Raw genomic sequence first — 1,356 nt, 5'->3', positions numbered from 1 at the left:
TGGAATTGATGTAGTGTTAAGCAAATACGGGTTAAATTCATCGACATGATGATGAAAAAAGAAATCTTTTATTTTCGTATTTATAGGAGCAAATTTCATACTCCAATGCTTAAATAACCGCTGTTCGGACGGTTCTGAAAAGATGATTTCGCAGTTCTGATGTCGCGAATCTTTCAAAATTGAATTATAAAACAGCGATTCGACCTGTTCTTTCTCGCCCTCTAAGTACTGCAAGAAATATCCATTACCATAGTAAAGTACTCCCGTAATATCATTATAAGAATTGAATTTGACTGCTTCTGTGAGGATATCAATTAGATCTTGTTTTACTTGACTATGTTCACTATTGGTTTTACTTGCATACATAAAGCCTATTAAACTCATAGCGATAACTCGAAGATAGATGTCAGTTTGGCATTCTGACATCTACCATCCACGCTTACAACCTGACCTAATTAAAACCTTGTATTTCAAAAGTAAAGATTATTATCATTTTGAAAATGACAAACTTTAACAACTAGAAATCTTTTGTAAATTAATACCAACTTAACAAGCTAACCAGAAAATATTAATTTCAGTAGAATTAAGAATTGTTTTTAATTTGTGGATGTCTAATGGAGAACCATGAAATTACTCTTCAGGACGAACATCATAAACAACTTAAGATTGTCAAAGTTCAGGATGTCCGTTTTGATGTAAATACACTTAACAATAGTTATCAATGGTTATGGGTATTTGATCATAGTTCAGAGTTTTTCCCATTTGAGTTATGGGATCAGCTCGACAATGCAACCGTTCATCAAAAGATAAAGCTCGATAATCAAGTTTTTAAAATTATCAAGATTTTGACAAAGAAAACTAAAGTTAGGCCCTCTTAACATATAGCTATACGAATAAAATAAAAGCTTAGGAAATGGGCATTCCTTAAAGTTTTTAAATTACTACTGGCTTAGCAAGCCAATCATATAGAAATTGTTCTTGGCAATGAATTTATTGAATTTGTTCAGCTATAAAAAACCACTCATTGAGTGGTTTTTTCAATTAAATTTTGAGACTAGATAGCTTCTATGACGATATATTTTCCTTCATAGAATACACCTTCGGTACCTGTTTCTTTTAATTTGCAATAAATTGCAATCGGATGTGTTAGTTTTCTATTTTCTTCACTAGGAATATGAGTAATCCCAGATAAAAAATTTGAATTATCATTTTCTAAACTCCACGAAGTACCTTTGTCTTTATGCCATTTGCTATTTGGATATTTAGAATCTAACCATTCAATACAATGCTTCATTGTTGAAAACTTTTTTGTTTCCTCTTTTTCAATTTTCGATGCTGCACTTACCGAGGCTCCAA

General features: G+C 31.5%; 3 protein-coding genes. 1 reads left to right on the top strand and 2 read right to left on the bottom strand.

Annotated elements, in window-relative coordinates:
* Positions 1-384 (bottom strand): BLUF domain-containing protein (locus NL42_RS10225; protein WP_461312663.1); only part of this gene is annotated, 384 nt, incomplete at its 3' end.
* A gap of 230 nt (positions 385-614) precedes the next feature.
* Between NL42_RS10225 and NL42_RS10220 the strand changes: the two genes are divergently transcribed.
* The gene (locus NL42_RS10220) at positions 615-878 is read left to right on the top strand and encodes a hypothetical protein (protein ID WP_461312662.1); all 264 of its coding nucleotides are present in this window, start codon (positions 615-617) and stop codon (positions 876-878) included.
* A gap of 176 nt (positions 879-1,054) precedes the next feature.
* Here NL42_RS10220 and NL42_RS10215 read toward each other — a convergent pair.
* Positions 1,055-1,356, bottom strand: a 302-nt coding sequence (locus tag NL42_RS10215) for a hypothetical protein (protein WP_461312661.1), incomplete at its 5' end; no start/stop codon positions are given.

It is taken from the genome of Acinetobacter sp. GN11, from assembly GCF_054823985.1.
This window is presented reverse-complemented; position numbering and strand designations above follow the sequence as displayed.